The following is a 1,709-nucleotide window of genomic DNA, read 5'->3' as shown; positions in this document are numbered from 1 at the left end:
TGTTGTTTGAGAACTCAATAGTGTGTTTGGTGGTTTTTGTTTGTTGTTTTTGGCCACATTCTTTTTCCCGTTTAGGGTGTGGTTGTTGTTTTTTGATGCCAGTTTGTTGGTGTCTTTTGTTTTGATCGGATTTTTCTGATTCGAATTCTGCCTGTCTTTGGATGGGAAGTTTTTGTTTGGAGAGTTTGATTCTGGCTCAGGACGAACGCTGGCGGCGTGCTTAACACATGCAAGTCGAACGGAAAGGCCCTTCGGGGTACTCGAGTGGCGAACGGGTGAGTAACACGTGGGTGATCTGCCCTGCACTTTGGGATAAGCCTGGGAAACTGGGTCTAATACCGAATATGACCGCGCACTTCCTGGTGTGTGGTGGAAAGCTTTTGCGGTGTGGGATGGGCCCGCGGCCTATCAGCTTGTTGGTGGGGTAATGGCCTACCAAGGCGACGACGGGTAGCCGGCCTGAGAGGGTGACCGGCCACACTGGGACTGAGATACGGCCCAGACTCCTACGGGAGGCAGCAGTGGGGAATATTGCACAATGGGCGCAAGCCTGATGCAGCGACGCCGCGTGAGGGATGACGGCCTTCGGGTTGTAAACCTCTTTCAATAGGGACGAAGCGCAAGTGACGGTACCTATAGAAGAAGGACCGGCCAACTACGTGCCAGCAGCCGCGGTAATACGTAGGGTCCGAGCGTTGTCCGGAATTACTGGGCGTAAAGAGCTCGTAGGTGGTTTGTCGCGTTGTTCGTGAAAACTCACAGCTTAACTGTGGGCGTGCGGGCGATACGGGCAGACTAGAGTACTGCAGGGGAGACTGGAATTCCTGGTGTAGCGGTGGAATGCGCAGATATCAGGAGGAACACCGGTGGCGAAGGCGGGTCTCTGGGCAGTAACTGACGCTGAGGAGCGAAAGCGTGGGGAGCGAACAGGATTAGATACCCTGGTAGTCCACGCCGTAAACGGTGGGTACTAGGTGTGGGTTTCCTTCCTTGGGATCCGTGCCGTAGCTAACGCATTAAGTACCCCGCCTGGGGAGTACGGCCGCAAGGCTAAAACTCAAAGAAATTGACGGGGGCCCGCACAAGCGGCGGAGCATGTGGATTAATTCGATGCAACGCGAAGAACCTTACCTGGGTTTGACATGCACAGGACGCCAGTAGAGATATTGGTTCCCTTGTGGCCTGTGTGCAGGTGGTGCATGGCTGTCGTCAGCTCGTGTCGTGAGATGTTGGGTTAAGTCCCGCAACGAGCGCAACCCTTGTCTCATGTTGCCAGCACGTAATGGTGGGGACTCGTGAGAGACTGCCGGGGTCAACTCGGAGGAAGGTGGGGATGACGTCAAGTCATCATGCCCCTTATGTCCAGGGCTTCACACATGCTACAATGGCCGGTACAAAGGGCTGCGATGCCGTGAGGTGGAGCGAATCCTTTCAAAGCCGGTCTCAGTTCGGATCGGGGTCTGCAACTCGACCCCGTGAAGTCGGAGTCGCTAGTAATCGCAGATCAGCAACGCTGCGGTGAATACGTTCCCGGGCCTTGTACACACCGCCCGTCACGTCATGAAAGTCGGTAACACCCGAAGCCGGTGGCCTAACCCCTTGTGGGAGGGAGCCGTCGAAGGTGGGATCGGCGATTGGGACGAAGTCGTAACAAGGTAGCCGTACCGGAAGGTGCGGCTGGATCACCTCCTTTCTAAGGAGCACCATTT

General features: G+C 55.5%; 1 rRNA gene. It reads left to right on the top strand.

Features of this window, described 5'->3' with window-relative positions:
• The first annotated feature begins 173 nt into the window (after positions 1-173).
• A 16S ribosomal RNA gene (locus ACZYZF_RS29445) occupies positions 174-1,693 on the top strand.
• Positions 1,694-1,709 lie beyond the last annotated feature (16 nt).

Source organism: Mycobacterium sp. IDUB_24, assembly GCF_055419385.1.
Note: the sequence above shows the minus strand (reverse complement) of the source record. Positions and strands in the feature narration are given on the sequence as shown.